The 23,037-nt window shown below is 61.2% G+C and carries 19 protein-coding genes; 11 read left to right on the top strand and 8 right to left on the bottom strand.

Going from position 1 to position 23,037, the window contains the following annotated elements:
* The first annotated feature begins 14 nt into the window (after nt 1–14).
* Entirely contained in the window at nt 15–1,826 is a 1,812-nt protein-coding gene (locus PMI37_RS07925; RefSeq protein WP_045123055.1) for an ABC transporter ATP-binding protein, read from the top strand.
* Here PMI37_RS07925 and PMI37_RS07930 read toward each other — a convergent pair.
* The 3 genes from PMI37_RS07930 to PMI37_RS07940 form a co-directional block, all read right to left on the bottom strand.
* Nucleotides 1,823–2,767 carry an alpha/beta hydrolase gene (locus tag PMI37_RS07930; protein WP_008079722.1) on the bottom strand — a complete coding sequence of 315 codons (945 nt, stop codon included), beginning with the start codon at nt 2,765–2,767 and terminating at the stop codon, nt 1,823–1,825. The genes PMI37_RS07925 and PMI37_RS07930 overlap by 4 nt on opposite strands.
* A gap of 112 nt (nt 2,768–2,879) precedes the next feature.
* The gene (locus PMI37_RS07935; protein WP_008079724.1) at nt 2,880–3,878 is read right to left on the bottom strand and encodes an NAD(P)H-quinone oxidoreductase; all 999 of its coding nucleotides are present in this window, start codon (nt 3,876–3,878) and stop codon (nt 2,880–2,882) included.
* A gap of 71 nt (nt 3,879–3,949) precedes the next feature.
* Nucleotides 3,950–5,224, bottom strand: coding sequence for a YbfB/YjiJ family MFS transporter (locus tag PMI37_RS07940; RefSeq protein WP_008079726.1), 1,275 nt, complete (start codon nt 5,222–5,224; stop codon nt 3,950–3,952).
* Between the two features lie 111 nt (nt 5,225–5,335).
* Between PMI37_RS07940 and PMI37_RS07945 the strand changes: the two genes are divergently transcribed.
* Together PMI37_RS07945 and PMI37_RS07950 are read left to right on the top strand one after the other, a co-directional pair.
* Nucleotides 5,336–6,211, top strand: coding sequence for a LysR family transcriptional regulator (locus tag PMI37_RS07945; protein WP_008079728.1), 876 nt, complete (start codon nt 5,336–5,338; stop codon nt 6,209–6,211).
* A 251-nt stretch (nt 6,212–6,462) separates the two neighbouring features.
* Nucleotides 6,463–6,921 carry a hypothetical protein gene (locus PMI37_RS07950; RefSeq protein WP_008079730.1) on the top strand — a complete coding sequence of 153 codons (459 nt, stop codon included), beginning with the start codon at nt 6,463–6,465 and terminating at the stop codon, nt 6,919–6,921.
* A 49-nt stretch (nt 6,922–6,970) separates the two neighbouring features.
* Here the strand turns inward: PMI37_RS07950 and PMI37_RS07955 are convergent, their stop codons facing one another.
* A complete protein-coding gene (locus PMI37_RS07955) occupies nt 6,971–7,693 on the bottom strand; it encodes a pirin family protein (RefSeq protein ID WP_008079732.1) in 723 nt (240 codons plus the stop codon).
* A 222-nt stretch (nt 7,694–7,915) separates the two neighbouring features.
* Here PMI37_RS07955 and PMI37_RS07960 point away from each other — a divergent pair, with 222 nt between their 5' ends.
* Both PMI37_RS07960 and PMI37_RS07965 read left to right on the top strand, forming a co-directional pair.
* Entirely contained in the window at nt 7,916–8,866 is a 951-nt protein-coding gene (locus PMI37_RS07960; protein ID WP_008079734.1) for a GlxA family transcriptional regulator, read from the top strand.
* 90 nt (nt 8,867–8,956) lie between these two features.
* On the top strand, nt 8,957–10,393 hold the full coding sequence (locus PMI37_RS07965) for an ATP-binding protein (RefSeq protein WP_045123056.1): 1,437 nt from the start codon (nt 8,957–8,959) through the stop codon (nt 10,391–10,393).
* Here PMI37_RS07965 and PMI37_RS07970 read toward each other — a convergent pair.
* Both PMI37_RS07970 and PMI37_RS07975 read right to left on the bottom strand, forming a co-directional pair.
* On the bottom strand, nt 10,346–13,144 hold the full coding sequence (locus PMI37_RS07970) for an ATP-binding protein (protein WP_008079737.1): 2,799 nt from the start codon (nt 13,142–13,144) through the stop codon (nt 10,346–10,348). The genes PMI37_RS07965 and PMI37_RS07970 overlap by 48 nt on opposite strands.
* Before the next feature lie 122 nt (nt 13,145–13,266).
* Complete coding sequence (locus PMI37_RS07975) at nt 13,267–13,698, bottom strand: helix-turn-helix domain-containing protein (RefSeq protein WP_008079738.1); 432 nt, start codon at nt 13,696–13,698, stop codon at nt 13,267–13,269.
* Between the two features lie 208 nt (nt 13,699–13,906).
* Between PMI37_RS07975 and PMI37_RS07980 the strand changes: the two genes are divergently transcribed.
* The 5 genes from PMI37_RS07980 to ycaC all read left to right on the top strand — a co-directional run bounded on the left by PMI37_RS07980 (nt 13,907) and on the right by ycaC (nt 18,982).
* Nucleotides 13,907–14,830: a LysR family transcriptional regulator gene (locus PMI37_RS07980; RefSeq protein WP_008079739.1), complete on the top strand. Its 924-nt coding sequence runs from the start codon at nt 13,907–13,909 to the stop codon at nt 14,828–14,830.
* 538 nt (nt 14,831–15,368) lie between these two features.
* On the top strand, nt 15,369–15,785 hold the full coding sequence (locus tag PMI37_RS07985; protein ID WP_008079740.1) for a DoxX family protein: 417 nt from the start codon (nt 15,369–15,371) through the stop codon (nt 15,783–15,785).
* Complete coding sequence (locus PMI37_RS07990; RefSeq protein WP_008079741.1) at nt 15,778–16,404, top strand: antibiotic biosynthesis monooxygenase; 627 nt, start codon at nt 15,778–15,780, stop codon at nt 16,402–16,404. The genes PMI37_RS07985 and PMI37_RS07990 overlap by 8 nt, the downstream gene beginning before the upstream one ends.
* 43 nt (nt 16,405–16,447) lie before the next feature.
* The gene (locus PMI37_RS07995; protein WP_008079742.1) at nt 16,448–18,286 is read left to right on the top strand and encodes an amidohydrolase; all 1,839 of its coding nucleotides are present in this window, start codon (nt 16,448–16,450) and stop codon (nt 18,284–18,286) included.
* A gap of 72 nt (nt 18,287–18,358) precedes the next feature.
* Nucleotides 18,359–18,982 (top strand): isochorismate family cysteine hydrolase YcaC, encoded by a 624-nt coding sequence (ycaC, locus tag PMI37_RS08000; RefSeq protein WP_007913541.1) that lies wholly within the window; start codon nt 18,359–18,361, stop codon nt 18,980–18,982.
* A 78-nt stretch (nt 18,983–19,060) separates the two neighbouring features.
* Here the strand turns inward: ycaC and PMI37_RS08005 are convergent, their stop codons facing one another.
* Together PMI37_RS08005 and PMI37_RS08010 are read right to left on the bottom strand one after the other, a co-directional pair.
* On the bottom strand, nt 19,061–20,488 hold the full coding sequence (locus PMI37_RS08005; RefSeq protein ID WP_008079743.1) for a mechanosensitive ion channel family protein: 1,428 nt from the start codon (nt 20,486–20,488) through the stop codon (nt 19,061–19,063).
* 249 nt (nt 20,489–20,737) lie between these two features.
* Nucleotides 20,738–21,754: an alpha/beta hydrolase gene (locus PMI37_RS08010; RefSeq protein WP_008079744.1), complete on the bottom strand. Its 1,017-nt coding sequence runs from the start codon at nt 21,752–21,754 to the stop codon at nt 20,738–20,740.
* A 228-nt stretch (nt 21,755–21,982) separates the two neighbouring features.
* On the opposite strand from PMI37_RS08010, the gene PMI37_RS08015 reads away from it, so the two are divergent.
* The gene (locus PMI37_RS08015; RefSeq protein ID WP_008079746.1) at nt 21,983–22,882 is read left to right on the top strand and encodes a LysR family transcriptional regulator; all 900 of its coding nucleotides are present in this window, start codon (nt 21,983–21,985) and stop codon (nt 22,880–22,882) included.
* Nucleotides 22,883–23,037 lie beyond the last annotated feature (155 nt).

Consider the following 23,037-nt stretch of genomic DNA (forward strand, 5'->3'; position numbering starts at 1 on the left):
GAGCTTATTACCGCATGCCTGATCTATCGCGTATCACCTCTTTGTTTGATCAGGCGCAGCGAGCCATGCGACTGGTCTGGGAAACGTCGCGTGGCTTGTTTCTGGGGCTGGTGCTGGCAACGCTGGTGGCCGGCTTGCTGCCAGCACTGGCGGCATGGCTGGGCCAGCGGATTGTCGATGCCGTGGTGGCGGCGATGCAGTTGCACGCACAACAAGGCAATGCGCCGCTGTGGCCGGTGTTGCGCTATGTATTGCTGGAAGCTGGGGTGTTGGCGCTGTTGTCCGGCACGCAACGAGCACTGTCGGTGCAGCAGTCGCTGCTGCGCGTGCAACTGGGGCAGAAGGTCAATACGCTGATCCTGGAAAAAGCGCAGACCCTGTCACTGGTGCAGTTCGAAAACTCCGAGTTCTACGACAAACTGGTGCGCGTGCGTCGCGAGGCATCGACCCGGCCACTGGCGCTGGTCATGAAGTCGTTGGGCTTGATTCAGAACCTGATCATGCTGATAAGTTTTGGTGTGCTGCTGGTGCACTTTTCCCCTTGGGCGCTGGTGCTGCTGGTGGTGGGGGCGTTGCCGGTGTTCTTTGCCGAGGCGCATTTTTCCGGTGATGCCTTCCGCCTGTTCACCCGCCGCGCGCCGGAGAGTCGCCAGCAGAGCTACATCGAAACTTTACTGTCCCACGAAACCTATATCAAAGAAGTCAAGCTGTTCGGCTTTGCCCCACTGTTGCTGCAACGCTATCGCGACACGTTCGCCAGGCTGTATGCCGAAGACCGACGCCTGACATTGCGGCGCGACGGCTGGGGTTTCGGCCTCGGCCTGCTCGGTACTGCGGCGTTCTACGTGGCCTATGCGTGGGTGGTGATCGATGCCGTGCATGGCCAGATCAGTCTCGGTCAGATGACCATGTACCTGGTGCTGTTCAAGCAAGGTCAAAGTGCGGTGAGCAGCAGCCTGAGTGCGATCAGCGGCCTGTACGAAGACGGCCTCTACCTGACCAGTCTTTATGAATACCTGGCCGAACCGGTGCAGGCGGATACCGGCCACCTGACCGTCGGAGCCTGCCCGGGCGATGGTCTGCGTTTCGAAAACGTCGGTTTCCGTTATCCCGGTGCCAGTCGGCCAGCCCTGGAAAACATCGACCTGCAATTGGTGCCAGGCAAGAGCATGGCGTTGGTCGGGGAGAACGGTTCCGGCAAGACCACACTGATCAAATTACTGACGCGGCTCTACCGCCCTGACCAGGGGCGCATTCTGCTCGACGGCAGCGATTTGCAGGATTGGCAGGAGACCGCGTTACGTCGGCGCATTGGCGTGATTTTTCAGGATTACATCCGCTACCAGTTTAGCGTCGGCGAAAACATCGGCGTCGGCGATACCCTGGCGTTCAACGACCCGCAGCGTTGGCAGGAGGCCGCTGCCCAAGGCATGGCGGCACCCTTTATCGAAGGGCTCGACAAGGGTTATGCGACGCAGTTGGGGCGCTGGTTTGCCGGTGGCCAGGAATTGTCCGGTGGGCAGTGGCAGAAGATTGCCTTGTCCCGCGCGTACATGCGCCGTGATGCCGACATTCTGATCCTCGATGAGCCGACCTCGGCGCTCGACCCGGCGGCGGAAGCGGCGGTGTTCGAGCATTTCAGCCAGCACAGCGAAGGACGCATGACGTTGCTGATCTCCCACCGTTTTTCCAGCGTGCGCAATGCCGACCACATCATCGTGCTGCAACAGGGGCGGATTCTCGAGCAGGGCGGCCACGAGCAACTGATCGCCGCTGCCGGGCACTACGCGCAACTGTTCGACTTGCAGGCGCGCGGCTACCGTTAAGTGTCCCGGCCGCTGCGCACGTTCGCCGGCCCGGCGACACGGGGCGCGGGTTTGCTCTGCATCAGGCTGTCGATGGCCTTGCGGTAATTCTGCCCGCCGAGCGCCATGCTGTTGTTGTGGGTACCGCCCGGCACCAGTAGCAGACGCTTGGGTTGCTGCGCGGCATTGAACAGTTGTTCGCTGAAGCGTGATGGCACGAATGCGTCAGCCAGACCATGCACCACCAGCAGCGGCATGTGAATGTCGGCAATCTTGTCGATCGAATTGAATTTCTGCGACATCAGCCAGTTCACCGGCAGCGAGGTGTGGGCCACGGAGGCGGCGACATCCGCCAGCGTGGTGAAGGTCGACTCGATGACCAATCCGCGCACCGGCAGCGGGGTGTGATTGCGCGCCGCGTTCTGACCCAGTTCAGCCGCCAGGTCGACCGCCACGGCACCGCCGAGGGAGTGGCCGTAGATCAGGCGTTTGTTTGGGTCCGGTTGCAGCAGTTTGAAACGTTCCCACGCCACCCGCGCATCTTCGTAAACACTGCTTTCCGACGGCAGATCGCCGCGACTCTGACCGAAGCCCCGGTAGTCGATGGCCAAGACCGAGTAGCCTGCCGCGCGCAATTGTTCGATGCGAAACAGTTGCCCGGTGAGGTTCCAGCGCACGCCGTGCAAATACAGAATGGCCGGAGCATTGGCCTTTTCTGCCGGCCACCACCAGGCATGAATGTTTTGCCCGGCCTTGAAGCTTTTCGGCCGCAGGTCCAGTTCCTGCACGCTGCCGGGCAGGCCGTGATACCAGCCCGCCGTGCCCGGCTCGATGCGAAACAGCAGCTTGCGTTCGGCGTGTTCCAGCACCGCACAACTCGTCGGCACGCCAATAATCAGCGCGGCCATGCAGGCGAACGCCAAACGGCGGCGACGCAGACGAGTCATGAAAGACAGGAACATTAAACGTTTCACCCATGCGCAGACAAAGAACGCTTTTTACCAGATGCCTTGGTCGGCGCGGGACATTTTCGACCACCGCCCGCAGCGCACAGTTACAAAATGCTGCAACGGCTCAAGCCACCTGCAAGACAATTTTGCCGATATGGTCGCCGGCCTCCATGTGCGCATGGGCCTGCGCGGCCTCGGCGAGCGGGTAGACCTTGTCGATGATCGGCAGGCAACGCCCGGCAGACAGCGCTGGCCATACGTGCTCGCGCAGTTGCCTGGCGATCGCAGCTTTTTCGGCAGCACTGCGGGCGCGCAGGAGCGATCCGGTGATGACCGCGCGTTTGGCCATCATCGCCAACAGATCGAAGTCGTTGGCCCGTGCGCCGCCGAGAAAGCCGAGCATGACCAGGCGGCCATCCATCGCCAGGGCGCTGACGTTATCGTTGAGGTACGAACCGCCCATGATGTCGAGAATCACATTGACGCCCTGGCCAGCGGTTTTCTCGGCAATGACTTTGGCGAACTCGGCCTCGCGATAATTGATCGGCTGGCCGCCGAGTTTGCTGATCGCTGCGCATTTCTCAGGGCTGCCGGCGGTGGCGAACGCTTCTATGCCGAATTCGCGGCAGAGCATCAGCGCGGTGGTGCCGATGCCGCTGCTGCCGCCGTGAATCAATGCGCGTTGCCCGCGACTGGCGCCGCCAAGGCCGAACAGGTTGGCCCAGACGGTAAAAAATGTTTCCGGGATCGCGGCCGCTCGGACCCAGTCCAGCCCGTCGGGTATCGGTAAGGTCTGGCCGGCCGGCACTGCGCAGTACTCGCTGTAACCACTGCCGTTGGTCAGCGCGCAGACTTTGTCGCCCACGGCAAACTCGCTGACACCGGTGCCCAGCGCGACCACTTCACCGGCCACTTCCAGGCCGGGGATCGGGTCCATTCCGGGCTTCATCGGATACTTGCCGGCGCGCTGCAAGGCATCCGGCCGGTTGACGCCGGCGGCATGCACGCGGATCAGCACTTCGCCAGCGGCAGGCGTCGGCAACGGCACGCGCTTGGGCTGGAGGACATCCGGGCCGCCGGGCGCGGTGATTTCGATTCGGGTCATTTCGTTGGGTAGGGACATTTCGGTTCCTCCTGGTAAAGGTGTGTGTAGATGGGAGTCGTGCAGCGCTCGATAAATTCAGGTCGATCCGGTTAACCCTGTGGCAGTGAGCTTGTTCGCGTAGGCGCCGTGGTGCTCAGTGAGGTGTTTTCAGACGGATTGCTATCGCGAGCAGGCTCACTCCTACAGTGGCTTGCGTGTTTCCATGCATATGCGGCTTGCTCCAACATCAGCGCCACGACGATTGCGCCAGCGGCAATCAGGAACAGCAAGGCGTGATGGCCGCCCGAGGCATTGAACAGCGCCGAATAAGCAAACCCGGCCAGCGCCTGAAAGGAGGCAAACGACACCGTGGCGCGGCTCCAGGCAATTTGTTGGCGATGATGTTCCGGGACCAGTTCATGCACGCGAGCCAGGGCCAGGGGGACGATGCCGGGCGGAAAAGAGCCGAGTATCACCGCAAGCAGCGCCAGCGCCAGGAACGAATGGGCCACCGCCAGCAAACCAAGGGCAAGCGCCTGCACCACCAGCACCAGGCGAATGCTCCAGAGCGCGCCAAAGCGATCCGCCAGAAAGCCATAACTCACCGGCCCGACAATTGCCCCCAAGCCATACATCACCCACACCAGCGCACCGACATGCGCGCCGGCGCCGAGCCCACGGGCGACGTAATCGACCAGAAAGACCATGGCCGGTACCAGGCCCGCCGCCATGAATGCATATTGGGCGAACAACAGATAAACGCCGGGCGGTGTCGGCTGAGCCACCGCGCTGTGTGGCGCGGCAACAGGATGTGGCAGATCAGTCGGCCAGCCGAACCAACTCAGCGCCGTCAGCACCAGCGACAAGGCGCCGAGCCCCAGCCAAGTGGCTTGCAACCCCAGGCTCAACAGCGGCGGAACAATTGTCCCGGAGCCGGCGATGCCCAGGCCAATGCCGAGAAAAATCGCTCCACTGGCCAGCCCCCGACGCGCCACCGGCACATGCGGCAGCACGTTGGCGGCGACCAGCACCATGATCGCGCCACCGGCGACCCCCGACAGCAGGCGCCAGCCGAAAAACCAACTCAGCGACAGCGGATACGCACAGGCAAAAAACGCTGCCGTCACCGCCAGCATCATCAGGCGCAGCGATGTTTTGTTACCCAGAAGTCGCGCCAGCGGTCGGCCGAGCAGGGCGCCGATCAGATAGCCGACCAGATTGGCGGCGCCGAGGTAGACCACGTCACTGGCGGCAAACCACTGCGCCTGAATCAGCGAAGGAATCAACGGTGTGTAGGCAAAGCGCGCCAGACCGATGCTGACCAGGCTGGCGCAGAGCCCGGCGAAGATCGGCAGCCAGACGCCGGTCGAGGATGAGGTACGCATAATGGCGATTCCGAGGAAGGTTTATGGCGCCCAGCTTATCGGCTATCGTTGCGGCGATAATGCAGCGAATTGGCGGCACACTGATGCAGATTTGCATCATCAGGAGTTTCTATGAATTGGGATGATGCGCGGGTATTTCTCGCCGTTTGTCGCGAGTCCACATTGCGCGGCGCGGCGCGCGTTCTGGGGGTAGATCAGGCCACCGTCGGCCGGCGTGTCACCGCGCTGGAAAAATCCCTTGGCGCGACCTTGTTCTTGCGCACTTCCGACGGCTACGCACTGACGGCGGTTGGCGAAGCGGCACTGAAAAGTGTGGAAAAAATGGAGCATTCGGCGCTGGAACTGGAGCGGCAGATTCAGGGCCTCGATGATCGTCTGACCGGCAACGTGCGGATCAGCACCACCGATTCGCTCGCCATCGACTTTCTGATCCCGGCCATCGCCAGGCTGCACGAGCAACACCCGGATGTGCGCGTGCAACTGGACGCGTCGACGCAGATTCTCAGCCTGGCCAAACGCGAAGCCGACATCGCCGTGCGCAACACCCGGCCGGACAATCCGGATTTGATCGCGCGACGGATCGCTCGTTGGCCGGTGGGGTTGTTCGCGTCCCAGGCTTATGTCGACGCCAAGGGAATTCCGCAGCCGAATTCAGCGTTCGAGGGCCATGATCTGGTGGTCTATCAACCGTACTTGCAGGGCAACAAAGACCTGACCCTTGTCTCTGAACCGCTGAATCGCGGGCGCATTGTCGCCGGGCTCGGCTCCAGCCTGTTGGTGCGCCGCTCTATTGCGGCAGGCCTGGGTGTAGGAGAAATTCCCGTGTACATGGGCGAGCGCGATGGTTTGGTCAGGCTCTGGCCAGAGCGGACGCGGCCATTGCCCTACGAGGTCTGGCTGGTGACCCACGCGGATCTGCGCCATACCGCGCGGGTGAGGGCGGTGATCGAGCAAATTGTAGAGGCGTTTGCGGCGCAGAACGAATAGTGGCGGGGCTGTTCTGGCAAGGCTACATCGCCTGACGAAACAGCCTACAGCAGAGGCAGAATCGGCCGGCTTGTCAGGTTTTTGGAAGGGTTCTATCGTTTCGACAGCTCGGTAAGAGACGCAGGTCTCGTACTGATGTGATGTAACAGGGACGGTATCGGTAGACCCAGGAAGGTGTCGAATTGAAAACCATGCAAATCAGTCAATCTCCAGTCAGTGACGTAACGAGCAAAGGTCGGAACCCCCAAGCCATGAACGCTATCAGTCGTGAAGAATTCAATGCCAGGATCGAGACCATTGAAACAAGGATGGATGCTCGGCTGGACGCTGTGTCGGCAAAAATCGACGGGTTTCTCTCGGTTCAGGCAGGGCGCGACAAGACCCAAGCCGAACGCGAAAACACTCAAGTCGAACGAGAAAAAACTCAAACCGAACGAGACAAGCGCTACGACCTGATCGCTCAGGAGATGCACGAACTTGCCCGAGGAGCGCAGGAGGCTGCCCGGCAAGGCGCTACGGTAAAGGCCAATGTCTGGGCTGCAACGGCCGTCCAGTTACTGGGCATAGTCGCCATTGTCGTCGGCTCTTATTACGCCAACCAGGCCAACATGTATGTAGCGATTCAAAGCACCCTGACGGCCATTCAGGCCGGCAAGGAGTTCAGTGTTCCCACGCCGTTCATGTTGCCATTGCCCACACCGCCACAATAAAAAACGGCCTTCAAGGAAGGCCGTTTTTTGTGGGCGTTAAAACACCGCATCATGGCATCTGCGGCAACTCCTGCGGCCGCAGATCAAACACCAGTACTTCGGCATCCACGCCATTGCTCAAGGTCAGCGCCTGTTCTTCACGAACCCGTACGCCATCGCCTTCCTGCAATTGCACGCCATTGAGTTCAACACGGCCACGTGCCACATGCACGTAGGCATAACGGTCAGCCGCCAATTTGAGCGTGGCGCTTTCCTTGCCATCGAACAGGCCGGCAAACACCCGTGCATCCTGACGGACTTTCAACGAACCTTGTTTACCGTCGGGCGAAATGATCAGTTGCAAGCGACCACGTTTCTGCTCGGCGCTGAAGTGCTCCTGCTGATAGCGCGGTTTGGCGCCGCTGACTTCCGGCACAATCCAGATCTGCAAAAAGTGCACAGGCTGGCTCGCCGAATGGTTGAACTCGCTGTGCGCCACGCCGCTGCCGGCGCTCATCAGTTGTACGTCGCCAGGGCGGATCACTGAACCGGTGCCAAGGGTGTCCTTGTGTTCCAGTGCGCCTTCCAGCACGTAGGAAAAAATCTCCATGTCGCGGTGCGGGTGTTGGCCGAAGCCCTTGCCGGCCGCGACGCGGTCGTCATTGATCACCAACAGGTCGGAGAAACCCTGCTCACGCGGATCGCGGTAGCTGGCGAAAGAGAAGGTGTGGAACGACTTCAACCAGCCGTGATTGGCGAGGCCACGATCGGAGGCTTTGCGAAGAGTCAGCATGATGAAATCTCCTGGGGGGACGTGAATTCGTCCGAGTGAGGAGAAGCTTACTGGTTACCATCCAATGCAATAAGTAGATGAAAATTGAAAGACTGTCCCGTTCAGGTTGACAGTAATGCGCAGCAGTTCACGCATTTTTTTCCGTCAACCGCGCTGCACTTGGCCATAATGCTCAGCCTGCTTGATGCGTTCATTTATTTTTGATTTCAGCGATGGCTCCCCATGAAAACCGTGGCAATGGTGTTGTTCCCCGACTTTCTCCTGCTCGACATGGCCGGGCCGATGGAGGTCTTCTCGGTTGCCAACCGCTATCTCAAGCCTGAGTCGCATTACCAACTGACGACATTGGGCACCGAGCACGGGCCGCTGCGTGCATCCAACGGTGTGCTGGTACACACCGACCGTCATATTGATCAGGCGCAGGAGCACCATGATTTGTTGCTGGTGCCGGGCGGTCCGGGGGCCTACAACGAAAAACACCCACCGTTGCTCGACTGGTTGCAAGGGGCGGTCCGGCGTGCCGAGCGCTACGGATCGATCTGTACCGGGGCGTTCGTGCTCGGTCACGCCGGTTTGCTCGATGGCTACCGAGTGACTACGCACTGGAGCTACACCGAGCGCCTGATCAAGGGGTTCCCCAAGGCCAACGTCACGACCGATCAGATCTTTGTCGAGGATCGCAACCTGATCACTTCAGGCGGTGTGACCGCAGGGATCGACCTGGCCTTGGCCGTCGTCGCCCGCGATCACGGGAAAAAGGTCGCGCAGGATGTTGCCAAAGTGTTGCTGGTGGTGATGAAACGCCAGGGCGGCCAGGCGCAGTTCAGCCCCTTGATGGCGGCGGTTGCACCGCAGGAAACACCGATCACCCGCGTGCAGAACTTCGTCCTGGAGCACATTGACGAAGCCTTCAGCGTCGAGCGCATGGCCGGGTTGGCCAACATGAGCGCGCGGCACTTCGCTCGCGTGTTCACCCGCGATGTCGACATGACCCCGATGGAGTTTCTGCAAAGCGCGCGCATCGACTGCGCGCGAAGCCTGCTGGAAACCAGCGAACTGCCCTTGAAAACCGTGGCCTATAAAAGCGGTTTCGGCAGCGTGCGGCACATGCGTTTCCTGTTCGCTGAAAAGCTCGGCCTGACCCCCGCGCAGTACCGCGAACAGTTCAGCTAGAGCGGTTCTGTCCGTTTCGCGCACCCGGATGTCCGTGCTGCGCCCCGCGTGGCAGTTGTCCCGTCACCCGAGGCTGCCAAGATGGTTGGCATGAACAGCCTCAACGATTTGCACGCGGCATCTGTCCTGCGTTTCGGGCCTTTCGCCTTTCATTTGCGCCAGCGTCTGATCCTCGAAGGGGATCGGCAATTGCGCATGGGCGGCCGCGCGCTGGACATCCTTCAGGTGCTGGTCGAGCGCGCCGGCCGGGTGGTCAGGAAGGAGCAACTGATTGCGCTGGTCTGGCCCACGTCGGTGGTCGAAGAGATCAACCTGCGTGTACACATAGCGGCGTTGCGCCGGGCGCTTGGCGATGGCGAGAACGGCCAGCGCTACATCGTCAATGTGCCGCAATGCGGCTACAGCTTTGTCGCCCCGGTACACGGTGACAGCGTGGCGCAAGTGGTCTTCGAAAGCCTGCAAGCCCCCCAGCATAATCTGCCCGCGCGGTTGACACCGGTGACTGGCCGCGATTCGCTGGTCGGCGCCCTGGTGCGGCAAGTGCCACTGTGCCGATTGATGAGTGTGACGGGGCCGGCGGGCGTGGGTAAGTCGACCGTGGCGTTGCGGGTTGCAGAACTGCTGCTGCAACTTTTTCGTGATGGCGTCTGGCTGGTGGATCTGGCGCTGATCGATGATCACACGCGGCTGCTCGACCATGTTCTGCAAACCCTCGACACCGATGTGTCCACGCTGGCGACTCAGCACTGTTTGCTGGTGCTCGACAATTGCGAACACCTGCGCGAAGCCTGCAAGGCGCTGACCGAGACGTTGCTGGGAGCGGCGCCGCGCCTGTCGATCCTCGCCACCAGTCGCGAAGCGCTGCAAGCCCACCTGGAAACCGTGCAACTGTTGCCACCCCTGAGCGTTCCCACGTCCTCGGCGTTGAACAGTGTCGAGGAGACCATGGGCTATTCGGCGGTGCAATTATTTGTCAGTCGTGCGCGTGCCCGGCAGCAGGGTTTCTGCTTGCGCGAACAGGATTTGCTGGTGATCCGCGACATCTGCCGGCGACTCGACGGTCTGCCTCTGGCGATTGAGCTGGCAGCGGCGCAGATCGATGCGCTGGCGCTGCTGGGGTTGCAGGCGCAGTTGGGCAATTGCCTGCAATGGCAGGGTCGCCGCACTGCGGTGCCACGGCATCAGACAATGCAGGCTGCTCTGCAATGGAGCTACCGAAGTTTGAGCGAACCGCAGCAGCGGGTGCTGCAACGTCTGACGGTGTTCAAAGTGGGTTTTACACTTGAGGCGGCGCTGGCCGTCATTGCCGAGGCCAACGGCCAATCGATCATCGAGCAGTTGGTGCACAAGTCGTTACTGACAGTGGCGCGCGGTGACGGGATTGCGCAATACCGCATGCTCCATACCACTCGGCTGTATGCCCGGGAAAAGCTCATCAGCGGCGATTTCGAGCATCGCCATTTACATTATCTGGGTCGTTCAGCCCAAGCGGGCGACGTGCACCTGACTGCGCAACGCATCGAGTAGCAGGCGCACCTTGCGCAAATCCGGCGTGGCGTAGCCTTCGGTGAAACGCTGGTAGATCGGGGTCAGCAGGTCCAGCGCTTGGTCATAACGCGACTGTTGCTGCCAGAGTAGGGCCAGTGAAGTGGCGCTACGCAGTTCCCAGGCCAGCGCGCCTTGGGATTGGGCGATCGACAAGGCCTGCAGCAGGGTCTGTTCGGCTTCGTGAACTTCAGTAGGGGTTGAACTCAGCAACTGCTCCGCCCGAGCCCGCAAAATCTCCGCCGTGCTCCAGCCCGCCGCGCCACTGTGAGCCCGCTCCAACAGCGCTTGATCAACGAAACGGCTGTCCAGCGTGACCATGATTTCCTTGATCAATCCGCTGTCATCGGCCGGCACCGAGGCGTTCGTCGGCGCATCGATGACCTGTGCATAGTGTCGCGCCCACGTATAGAACAGCAGCACCGAATGCTTCTGCGCCTGTTCCAGCAACAGCTGCAGCAAGGCCTTGGCATTCTGCCGATCGCCGTTGTAATGGGCGATCAGGCAACTGGCCAGCGCCAGCGTGTAGCAGATCGAGGTGCCGTGATTGATCTGCACCGCGATGTCCAGCGCCTGGCGCGCCGTGCGCCAGGCCTGCTCGGGAAACCCCTGCAGCCACAAGACCCGGGCGAGCACCGTCAACGAAGCCACGCTCTGGTCGTATTGCACGCCGAAACCGTGAGTAAACCGATTGAGATGACCGCTCTGCGCCATGCGCTGAATCACCTGTTCGGCATGCAGGCGGGCCTGCGGCTGATCGCCGGCGTAATGCAGCGCCAGCACCCGCAACCGGTGAGTGCTCAGCGACAACAGCGGATCACCGTGCAGGCCGAGACGATCGAATTGTTCGCTTTGCGCCAGGGCGGCCTGATACTGGCCGCAACTGAGGTTCACGGCCATGTGCCCGGACACGGCGCGCAGTTGCCCGGCGAGATCGCCATGCTGTTGCGCCAGGGCGTGGGCGCTGGCGAACGCTTCGATGGTTTCCGGGGTGCCGCCCCAGGTGTGATAACAGGCGCTGCCGAGCGCCAGTTTCAAAGCGATTTGCAGGTGCGGGCAGGGCTCGTCAGCATTTTCCAGCAGCATCAAGGCCTGGCGCACGTAGCCGCCATACTCCTTGAGCAGCGACAACTCCTGCCATAACGGCGCCGACGTCGCCGCCAGCGCAATCGCCAAATCCGCCGGGCCAGCGCCCTTGAGGCTCCAGTCCAATGCCGCGCGCAAATCTTCCAGACCGCGGGCGTAGCGTTCGATCCACAGCGCGGTCGGAGTGTGCTCCCAAGCGCTCTGCGCCTGATGCATCAACGCCAGGCAGCGTTCGCCATGACGTTTGCGGGTTTCGTCGAGCTCGGCGACCTGATCGAGTTTTTCCAGGGCATAGCGCCGGGTGGTGTCGAGCAAGCGGTAAAACACTTCTTCATCGCCGACCTCGACATTGAGCAGCGACTTGGCCACCAACTGCGTGATCGAGCCAAACACGGCCCCGGGCACGATGCGCTGACCGCCGATCACGGCGGCGGCAGACTCGAGCGTAAAGCCGCCGCGAAACACGCCCAAGCGGCGCAGGCAGGTCTGTTCGCAAGGGCCGAGCAGATTGAAGCTCCAGTCCAGCGTGGCGCGCAGCGTGACGTGACGCTCCTGACTGCCCGGCACCAACGGCGGTAAGCGCCCCTGCAACTGACTGAGCAACCCCGACAGGTCGGCGCTGTTGATTTGCGCTGCCGCCAATTCCAGCGCCAGCGGAATACCGTCCAGGCGCTGGCAGATCTCGATGGCCTGCGCCAGGTTGGCCTCATCGAGTTCGAAATGTTCATCGGCGGCCATGGCGCGTTCGACAAACAGTTGCAACGCAGAAAACCCCAGCGCCTGCGTACGATCCTCGACGGCCGACGGTGGCGGACAATCGAGCGATTCCAGACGCTGCACGTATTCGCCCTCGGCGCGCAGGCTCTCGCGGCTGGTGGCCAGAATGTGTACCTGCGGCGCGCCGCGCAACAGGCTTTCGCTGAGCAGCGCTACTGCGTCGATCAGGTGTTCGCAATTGTCGATCACCAGCAGCATCTGCCGCTCGCGCAGGCCGTTGATCAGACTCGCCAGCGGATCGCCGTCGTGCAGCAGAATGTCGAGCAGGGCGGCCAGGTGCGAGCAGATCATGCGCGGGTCGCTCAGGGGCGCCAGATCGAGCAAGCGAATGCCGTCGCGGTAGCGTCCGATCAACTGCTCGGCAACGCGCAAGGCGACGGTGGTTTTGCCGATTCCGCCGGGGCCGACCAGGGTGATGCAGCGCTGGCGCGGCAGTTGCGTCATCAGGCTGTCGACCAGTGGCTGGCGGCCGATCATCCGCGTGCGGCGCAATGGCAGGTTATGTCGCCCGGCGCTGTCGCCGACAGGTTGCTGTTCGATGGCGTGCAGCAGGATCGGCGCAACAAAACTGTAACCGCGTTGCGCCACGGTGACGATGTAGCGCTGCCCGGCCTGGCCGTCACCGAGTGCCTTGCGCAGGGCTGCCATGTGCACACGCAGGTTGATCTCTTCGACAACGCTGTCAGGCCAGACCGCGGCCATCAACTGTTGCTTGCTGACCACCTCGCCGGCATGCGCCAGCAGGGTCAGCAGAATGTCCATGGCACGACGCCCCAGACGCAGCGGCTGCTCGCCTTCAAGCACCAGGCGTTGTGCCGGATGGATTCGATAGGGGCCGAAACCGATGGCCTGATTCGCTGGGAAACTCAACAGCTCGCTCCTGTGCTGATGCGGCGGCCCCGACAGACCGCGCGCAAGCCGTCTGTTTCGAGGTGTCCGGGCATAATCCTCAGGTTTGCGCGTCGGTGCAATGGCTGGTAGCGGCGGCGGGTTCACAACACGGCAGGCGAGGGGCGCACGCTGTGCTGTTCGCGCACGACTCGGCAGCGCCAGGCGAACGGATTGATCCCTTCGCTGCGGGTGAAAATATGGCAGAAATGCGCCTGATCGCAGAATCCGCACTCCAGGCTGATTTGCGTCAGGCTCAGGTCAGTGTGCTGGATCAGAAGCTTGGCGCGAGCGAGGCGTTGGCGGCGAATCCAGTCTTGGGGCGATACCCCGGTGCTGCACTTGAAGGCCCTGGAAAAGTGACTGCGCGACAGCGAACAGGCCTGTGCCAGTTCCGTCACTTCCAGGCTTTCGCCGAGGCGATCCAGAATCAGTTGTTTTACCCGCCGCACCCGTTGCGGGCTGAGGCCGCCGGTGCGCGGGGTGCCGGGTTCGCAGGCAGGGGCGAGGGCGGCGGTGTGCTGTGAATGAGCCATGGCCAAGGTCCGTGTCGGTGGGGAATGCACACGGGCGCCTTCCCTCAGGTCAAAAAACAACGCTGCGCAGTGAAGCGATTGTTGGGTGCAGACCTGCGGCTGACGAGTTAATCGTTGTTAATTTGCTTGGCTGACCGGCGCTTCAAGGGCGGTTGATCGAGTAAAGTGCGTAGCACTTGCTGGCTGGCCATAAAAGGAAATCGAGCCCATGAACCGTAATGATCTGCGCCGCGTCGACATGAACCTGCTGGTGATTTTCGAAGCGCTGATGTTCGAAAAGAACCTGACCCGCGTCGCTGAAAAACTGTTTATGGGGCAACCGGCGGTCAGCGCCGCACTCGGTCGTCTGCGCGACCTGTTCGACGATCCGTTGCTGCTGCGCAACGGCCGGTCGATGGAGCCCACGGCTCGCGCCCTGGCGATTCTCAAGGAGTTGCAACCGGCGATGGACGTGATCTCCGGCGCGGTCAGCCGGGCCAAGGAGTTCGATCCGGCCAGCAGTTGTGATGTGTTTCGTATTGGTTTGTCGGACGACGCCGAGTTCGGCTTGTTTCCGCCGCTGTTGCGTCAGCTTCAAGAGGAGGCGCCGGGCATCGTCGTGGTGGTGCGGCGCGCCAACTACCTGTTGATGCCGGCGCTGCTGGCTTCGGGTGAAATCTCTGTGGGCGTCAGCTACACCACCGACCTGCCGGCCAACGCCAAACGCAAGAAACTGCGCGACATTCCCTGCAAAGTCTTGCGTGGCGATGATCGTCCGGGGCCGCTGACGCTGGACGAATATTGCGAACGTCCGCACGCGATGGTTTCGTTCTCTGGCGACTTGAGCGGCAATATCGACATGGATCTGGCCAAGGTCGGTCGCAGTCGCCGCGTGGTTCTCGGCGTGCCGCAGTTCAGCGGCTTGCGCGCCTTGCTCGCCGGCACCGAAATGATTGCCACTGTGCCGGATTACGCCGCCTGCGCACTGGTGGAAGGCTGTGCTCTGCGCGCCGAAGATCCGCCATTCCCGATCGATGCCGCGCAGTTGTCGATGGCGTGGAGCGGGGTGCATGACAACGATCCGGCGGAGAAATGGCTGCGCGCAAGGATCAGCCAATTCATGGCGGCGCCGCTGGATATCCCGGCGATTTAAATCCCATTGCAGTCCTCAAGTACGCATCACCCCCTGTAGGAGTGAGCCTGCTCGCGATAGCGGTTTATCAGGCAACATTGCCGTGTCTGACAGACCGCCATCGCGAGCAGGCTCACTCCTACATTGGATGGGTGTGAACCAGGAATTGTCGGTGACTTAAACAACGCCGTTTAAGCAACACCCGCAGACACTCTTTCAGGCTACGCAACGTTGCGCCTTTGCCTACAGCCGGTTCTAGAGTCCCGGTCTGCGACCCGCGTATAGCTGCCACCCTCATTCGTCTCGCAGCGAATCGTGGCAGCTCCATCGAGTGTAGGAACGATCAGAAATCCTGTGGGAGCCTGGCTTGCCAGCGATGGCGTCAGCTCAGCCAACGGTGATGGCGTCTGACACTCCGCTATCGCTGGCAAGCCAGCTCCCACAGGAGGTTGCGGTGTTCACAGAATCCCGGCACAGCGCAGAACTGAGCACACCCATCCAATTTCCTCCCAGCCCTCCACGGCATGATTCACCCCAATAACTTATAAAGGCTGGGCCCATGCACGTTGCTCAACGGGATGAACAGGCACTCGACATCGGTTTGCTGTTCCTGCGGGTCAGCGGCGGGTTGTTTTTAGTGTGGGTCCACGGTTTGCCCAAGCTGCTGGACTTCACCGCGCAACTGCAATTGATCGAAGACCCGTTCCACCTCGGCGCCCACCTCACCCTCATCCTGGCGATCTTCGCCGAAGTCCTCTGTCCACTACTGATCGTCGCCGGGTTACTGGCGCGATTGGCCTGCGTGCCTATTCTCTTTGTGCTGCTGGTAGCACTGCTGGTCGTGCATCCGCAATGGAGTGTGGCCGAGGGGCAGTTCGGCTGGTTGCTGTTGATCCTGTTTACCACTGTGTTGATCGCCGGGCCGGGACGGCTGGTGATTCCTGTTCGTTTGCCCGGAGTGCTGCGTTATGCCTGAAGTCCTCAATCCACAAGCACCGGGGGCCGATGAAACCGTCACGTTGATCATCAAGCACCGGATCAAGGCCGGTTTCGAGTCGGCGTATGAAGCCTGGCTGCGCAATATCGTCCGCGTGGCGAGCCAGCGTGAAGGCCATTTGGGCGTAGACGTGGTGCGTGGCAAACGCGGCCGTCTCGATTTCTACACCTGTGTGCTTCGTTTCAGCTCCACTGAAGCGATGCAAGGCTGGCTGGAGTCGCCGCAGCGTCAGGCACTGGTCGCCGAAGCCGCGCCGATGCTGGCTGATGGCGATCAGACCGAAGTTGCGCCGATCAAAGAGTTCTGGTTCTCGCCGCTGGCCGATGCCGCTTCGCCGCCGCCGCGCTGGAAACAAGCAGTGGTCACGCTGCTGGTGATTCTGCCGCACACCTTGCTCGTGCCCCTGATCTGGGGGCCGCTGCTGGGGCTGCATCCAATCCTGTCCAATTACGTGGTCGCCACGTTCCTGATCACCCTGACCATCGTCCTGTCGGTGGTGTACGTGGTGATGCCGCCGGTCACCCGTTTGTTTACGCCGTGGCTCGAAGCCAGTCAGGCCCATGAACACCTCGATTCCCAAGAAACCTCGCCGCGTTGAGCGCGCGGGGTTTGCTCCTTTTTACTTTGCTTGAGGAACTGCGATGAGCGCCGATCTGATTCTGTTCAATGGCCAATTTCATACCGTCGACCGCACCAAACCGCTGGCCAGTGCCGTGGCGATCACCGATGGGCGCTTCGTCGTCGTCGGCAACGACAACCAGGCCATGGCCTTGCGCGGGCCGAACACGCAAGTGGTCGACATGCACGGCCGCTGCGTGATCCCCGGACTCAACGACTCGCACTTGCACCTGATCCGTGGCGGTTTGAACTACAACCTGGAATTGCGCTGGGAAGGCGTGCCGTCGTTGGCCGACGCCCTGCGCATGCTCAAGGATCAGGCCGACCGTACGCCGACCCCGCAATGGGTGCGCGTAGTCGGTGGCTGGAACGAATTCCAGTTCGCCGAAAAACGCATGCCGACCCTGGAAGAAATCAACCAGGCCGCGCCGGACACCCCGGTGTTCATCCTGCACCTGTATGACCGTGCGTTGCTCAACCGCGCCGCGCTGCGCGTGGCCGGTTACACCCGCGACACGCCGAACCCGCCGGGTGGCGAGATCGTTCGCGACAGCAATGGCAACCCGACTGGCATGCTGGTCGCGCGGCCAAACGCGATGATTCTCTACTCGACGCTGGCCAAAGGGCCGAAGCTGCCGCTGGAATATCAGGTCAACTCGACCCGCCAGTTCATGCGCGAACTCAATCGCCTCGGCCTGACCAGCGCGATCGATGCCGGCGGTGGTTTCCAGAACTACCCGGACGATTACCAAGTGATCGAGCAACTGGCCAAAGACGACCAGTTGACCGTGCGCATCGCCTACAACCTGTTCACCCAGAAACCGAAAGAAGAACTGAGCGATTTCCAGAACTGGACTGGCAGCGTCAAGTTGCATCAGGGCGACGACTACCTGCGCCACAACGGCGCCGGCGAGATGCTGGTGTTCTCCGCAGCGGACTTCGAAGACTTCCTCGAACCGCGCCCGGATCTGCCGCAGACCATGGAAGAAGAGTTGGAACCGGTGGTGCGCCACCTGGTTGAACAGCGCTGGCCGTTCCGTTTGCACGCGACGTACAACGAATCGATCAGCCGCATGCTCGACGTGTTCGAGAAGGTCAATCGCGACATTCCTTTCAACGGTTTGCCATGGTTCTTCGACCACGCCGAAACCATCACCCCGCAGAACATCGAGCGGGTGAAAGCGCTGGGCGGCGGCATTGCGATTCAGGATCGCATGGCGTTTCAGGGTGAATATTTCGTCGACCGCTACGGCAAGCAGGCTGCCGAAGCGACTCCGCCGATCAAACGCATGCTCGCCGAAGGCGTACCGGTCGGCGCCGGCACCGATGCGACGCGGGTGTCGAGCTACAACCCGTGGACTTCGCTGTACTGGATGGTCAGCGGCCGTACCGTCGGCGGTCTGGCGCTGTACGAAGAAGGTTTGCCGCGCACCACCGCGCTGGAACTGTTCACTCACGGCAGTGCCTGGTTCTCCTCGGAACAGGGCAAGAAGGGCCAGATCAAGGTCGGTCAACTGGCGGATCTGGCGGCGCTGAGCGCGGACTTCTTCCATGTCGAGGAAGAAGCGATCAAGTGGATCGAATCGGTCATGACCGTGGTCGGCGGCAAGATTGTTTACGCTGCCGGCGACTTCGAAGACCTCGGGCCGCGCTCGATTCCGGTGCTGCCGGACTGGTCGCCGGTGGTCAAAGTCCCGGGCCACTGGCGGCCGAACTCGCCGTTGCAGGCGCAGGTTCACCAGTGCAGCGGCCCGTGCGCCGTACACACCCACAGCCATGAAAAGGCGCGAATGTCGAACGCACCGGTCAGCGACTTCGCCGGGTTCTGGGGCGCGTTCGGCTGCTCCTGCTTCGCTTTCTGATTCTCCCCCAAAGCGCCGGCCGACCGGTCGGCGCTTCACGCTTCATCCATCCGTCCATCCAGGAGTTTTCCCATGAGCGTTCCTTACACACGTCTGAACAAAGATGATGCGGTTGTACTGCTGGTCGATCACCAGACCGGCCTGATCTCGCTGGTACAGGATTTCACCCCGAACGAATTCAAGAACAACGTGCTGGCGCTGGGCGACATCGCCAAGTTCTTCAAACTGCCGACGATCCTCACCACCAGCTTCGACGCCGGCCCCAACGGCCCGATCGTGCCTGAGTTGCGCGAGCAGTTTCCGGATGCACCGTTCATTCAGCGTCCAGGCCAGATCAATGCCTGGGACAACGAAGATTTCGTCAAGGCGATCAAGGCCACCGGTCGCAAGCAACTGATCATCGCCGGTGTGGTGACTGACGTTTGCGTGGCGTTCCCGACGCTGTCGGCGATTGCTGAAGGTTATGAAGTGTTTGTTGTGACTGACTCGTCCGGCACCTTCAACACCACCGTGCAGCAAGCGGCGTGGGCACGGATGTCGGCGGCAGGTGCACACCTGTTGAACTGGTTCTCGGTGGCGTGCGAGCTGCAGGGGGATTGGCGCAATGACATGGAAGGGTTGGCGCATTTGCTGTCGGAGCGTCTGCCTAACTACCGCAACCTGATCAACAGCTATACCAAGTTCACTGCCAAGTAAGATCAAAAGATCGCAGCCTTCGGCAGCTCCTACACGCGTTCTCATGTAGGAGCTGCCGAAGGCTGCGATCTTTTGTTTTCAGCGCCTCTGCAACCAGCGCAGAAAACCACTTTTGCTGACAGGCGCCGGCCTTGCCATCAACGCGAGATGACTGTTCTGCTGACGCACCGCCTGCAATTTATTCAACGCCCGACTGACCTCCGTGCGCTGCTCCATGCACTGACGAGTGAGGTTCTTGTCGAGTCGATAAATGATGCTCGACGTCAGCGCCGTGAACGTCGCCTGCGACGGCGTATCCGCCAGAATGCTTTGTTCACCCATGACCTCGCTCGGCCCCATGCGACCGGCCTCGACCTTGCTGTCGCCGTCCGCCACCGTCGCGCTGACCACCCCGGTGGCAATCACGAACAGACTGTCCGGCACTTCGTCCAGATCCAGCACCACCTGGCCCGCCGAGTACTGCTGCGCGACCATCGATTCAGCGAGGCGATCACGTTCTTCGCTGCTCAGCGAACGGAAGATTTTCACTTCATCGAGCAGCGCGCGAGCACGGGTGGACGGTTCAATTACGCCGTCTGGATGGCGCGAAATGCCTGCCGCTTCCAAATGCCGGTGAGCCAGGTCGAACAGCTGATTGCGCACTTCGCTTTTCTTGCCCAGTTCGGCAATGAAACCGCTGGCGACGTATTCCGACATCGTTTCACCGGCCTCTTTCAGCACGGCTTTGGGTGCCGGGTTGAGCAACAGAGCATTGCTACCCTGCAAGGTACGGTCGAGCGCATCGAGCACTCGACGCGGGCGAATGTGGTTCGGCACTTTGATGCTGATCGACACGCCGTGCATGTTGTTCGGGCGGCTGAGGTTGACGATTTTCGCTTTGGCCGCAACCGAGTTCGGCACCACCGCGATGGTCCCGGCGCTGGTCAGCAGGTGCGTGGCGCGCCAGTCGATGTCGAAAACCTTGCCTTCGACGCCGTCGATCATCACCAGATCATCTACTTGGTAGGGTTTGGTGGTGTTGAGGACGATCCCGGAAAACACATCGGCCAAGGTACTTTGCAGCGCCAGACCGACGACAATAGCGACGACGCCGGAGGTCGCCAGCAAGCCTTTGACCGGCAGTTCCAGCACGTAGCCGGCGGCGGCAACGATGGCCACCAGAAACACCAGCGCACCGATGACGTCCTGCAACAACCGCCCGCTGTGACCGATGCGGCGCATCAGCGCCAGGCCGATTATTTCGGTCAACACGCGAGCTGCATACAGCCACCAGAGAATCCCCAGCGCCGTTGCCCCCAGTTGCGCCACGCGATCATCGGCGAACAGCGGCGCCTGCAACGGGCTGACACCGGCGTTGATCACCAGCGCGCTGAAGGCCAGAAACAGCGCCAGGCGCACCGCCACTTTCGGCGCACGATGGGTGAAGGGCGTGAAGTGCCAGAGCACGGCGTCGAGCAGCAGCAGAACAGCGCTCAGGGACAGCAGGTGGGTGAGGAGGAAGGACATGGAAGACTCCAGTCTAAGTCGAACTCTGCGGGCGATAATAATTTTGTCATTGAGGAACCTGTGGCGAGGGGATTTATCCCCGTTGGGTTGCGAAGCGACCCTAAAACCATCGACTACGATTTTTCTGAAATACCGCATTCGCTGATTTCACGACGGCTGCGCCGCCGAACGGGGATGAATCCCCTCACCACAGGTTCTTCATTTGCAGGGAGATCTCACCACACTGTTGGGTGTGGCGAGGACTTGGGCTCAGTTCAAATGGGTTTTCAGCTCAGCCGCCGCCTGACGCACTGCCGCCTGCACCTCAGGAATCTGGCTCAGCGGATTGAGCAGCCCAAAGTCATGAATCATCCCGTTGTAACGCACCGAGGTCACCGCCACGCCGGCCGCATCGAGATGCCGCGCATAGCCTTCACCTTCATCACGCAACACGTCGAATTCAGCGGTCTGCACCAGGGCGGCAGGCAAGCCTTTGAGCTGGTCGGCGCTGGCGTTGAGTGGCGAAGCATGGATCTGCGCACGTTCGGCCGGGTTGGTGGTGTAGTTGTCCCAGAACCACTGCATCATGTCTTTGGTGAGGAAATGGCCCTCGGCAAATTGCTGGTACGAACCGTCATCGAACTGCGCATTGGTCACCGGCCACATCAACAGCTGAAAGCGCAGTGCCGGGGTTTTCTGTTCCTTGGCCATCAACGCCACGACTGCCGCCATGTTGCCGCCGACACTGTTGCCGGCCACCGCCAGACGGTTGCCGTCGACACCGATGTCCTTGCCGTGCTCGGCCACCCATTTGGTTGCGGCGTAGGCCTGGTTGATTGCGGTCGGGTACTGCGCTTCCGGCGACGGCGTGTAATCGACGTACACCGCGACGGCGCCGGAACCCACCACCAAGTCACGAATCAAGCGCTGGTGCGTCGGGTAATCACCGAGCACCCAGCCGCCGCCGTGGAAGAACATGAACACCGGCAATTCGCCTTTGACCTTGGCTGGACGCACCACTTTCAGGTTGATCGTCTGGCCATCGACCTTGATCGCCTTGTCGCTGACTTCAACACCGGACAAATCCACTTTCACCGAAGCCTGCGCACCGGTCAGCACCGCACGGGCGTCTTTCGGGCTGAGTTGCTCCAGTGGTTTGCCACCACCGGCGGTGAGGGCGTTGAGGAAGGCTTGGGTGTTGTGTTCGACACCGCTGCTTTCGGCGGCGAAAGCGTTGCCGATGGAGAGGGCGAGGAGGGAGGCGGTCAGCGTCTTTTTAATGTTCATGTTCAATTCCATTTTCAAATGTGTGATGTAGGAGCTGCCGCAGGCTGCGATCTTTTGATCCTGCTTTGGCCTTTTTCCAGCCTCTGCGCAGATCAGGATCAAAAGATCGCAGCCTGCGGCAGCTCCTACCGGTAGGGGGTTGTTTTCAAACCGTGAGCACAGATTAATGAGCTGCTCGAAAGTGAAAAAGCGGCTATAAAGCGTTTAACTGTCCACCAGAGAGTGACAATGAACCCGTTCGAAGACATGCGTATTTTTTGCCAGGTCATGGAGTCCGGCAGCTTCACGTCGGCGGCTGATCAATTGGGGTTGTCCAAGCAGTTCGTCAGCCGGCGTTTGATGCAGTTGGAAGAGCGTCTCGGCGTGCGGTTGTTGAACCGCTCGACGCGGCGCCTGGACGTCACGCCGCTGGGCCAGAGTTATTACGAATCGGCGTTGCGCTTGCTGGGTGAAGTCGAACAGGTAGAGCAGGGCATCGCCGGGCAGACCGCCGAGCCGCGTGGGACGATCCGCGTGAGTGCGCCGCTGTCGTTTGCCGTGGCGCATCTCGGTTGTCTGCTGCCGATGTTTTTGCAGCGCTACCGGGAGGTCACGGTAGAGGTGGATCTGAGTGATCGGCCGGTGGATTTGCTCGGTGAGGGCTACGACCTGGCGCTGCGCATCGGCGTGCTGGAAGACTCGACCCTGATCGCCCGCCGTATCGCTTCCATCGAACGGGTGTACTGCGCCAGCCCGGCGTATCTGGCTGAACGCGGCACGCCCCTTGATCCGGAAGACCTGCACAGCCATGACTGTTTGCCGTACGGGCATAGTCGTTCGGTGCAATGGCGCTTCAACGCGGGGCAGGGCAAGCCGGTGCTGGTGAATGTCACCGGACGCATGCGGGTGAACAATGGCGAGCTACTGCGGGATGCGGCGGTGCAGGGGATGGGGATTACCTATCTGCCGACGTTTATTGTTGGCGCGGCGCTGAGGGATGGCCGGCTGGTGCCGGTGCTGGATGATTTGCGTCCGGAGCCGCTGACGTTGTCGGCGGTGTATCCGCAGCATCGTCAGGCTTCACGACCGGTGCAGGCGTTGATCGAGTTCCTGCGCGAACGCCTCAACCAAAGCAACGTCGCCCTCTGATCCTTACGCAGATCAAACTGTAGAAGCGAGCCTGCTCGCGATAGCGATTATTCAGACACTTATGCTGTGCCTGACTCACTGCTATCGCGAGCAGGCTCACTCCTACAGTTGATCGCAGGCGACTGTGGATCTGCGTACACCACTGAACCCTGTGG

It is taken from the genome of Pseudomonas sp. GM80 (genome assembly GCF_000282515.1).
GTDB lineage: Bacteria > Pseudomonadota > Gammaproteobacteria > Pseudomonadales > Pseudomonadaceae > Aquipseudomonas.